This window comes from Flavivirga aquimarina (genome assembly GCF_030540835.1).
Taxonomy (GTDB): Bacteria; Bacteroidota; Bacteroidia; order Flavobacteriales; family Flavobacteriaceae; genus Flavivirga; species Flavivirga aquimarina.
In genome coordinates this window covers 1-490 of record NZ_JAUOEK010000001.1, presented here as the reverse complement: position 1 = coordinate 490, position 490 = coordinate 1, and the positions used below count along the sequence as shown (strand labels likewise).

Sequence of the window (490 nt, the reverse complement as noted above, 5' to 3'; positions counted from 1 at the left end):
TGTATCTTGAAAATACTTGCCAGAGGACGTCTATGACTAGAAGGGCGAAAATCACTACTAAAAACAACTCCATGATTCGGCATACTTTGTTATATATGGCTTCTGCGTGCTTCATCTTATTCGGCTTTTATTTGATTTATTAGGGGTGTCATCTCTGGATATTCTTTCTTGAAGTCTTCTAATACTGATTTTGACTTTTCTGCAAAGAGCGACTTTTCCGGGATAATAACTTCTACCCCTGCTTCTTTTGCTGTTTTCATTGAGGCTTCTACCGAGGCGCGCCAGTATTCTTTTTGGGCCTGTGAGGATTCGGCGGCGGCCGCTTCCACCCACTGGCGTTCTTTCTCTGTTAGTTTTTCCCAGTATTTGGTACTGATCAGTAAGACATCGGGAACGGCTGAGTGTTCGTCTATTGTATAATACTTGCTTACTTCGTAATGGTTTGAGGAGACAAACGAGGGCGGATTGTTCTCGGCTCCGTCCACTACGC

Annotated in this window: 1 protein-coding gene; it reads right to left on the bottom strand. The window is 43.9% G+C overall.

The window, feature by feature from the left end:
- Positions 1-116 precede the first annotated feature (116 nt).
- Positions 117-490 (bottom strand): TRAP transporter substrate-binding protein DctP (dctP, locus tag Q4Q35_RS00005; RefSeq protein ID WP_303275863.1); only part of this gene is annotated, 374 nt, incomplete at its 5' end.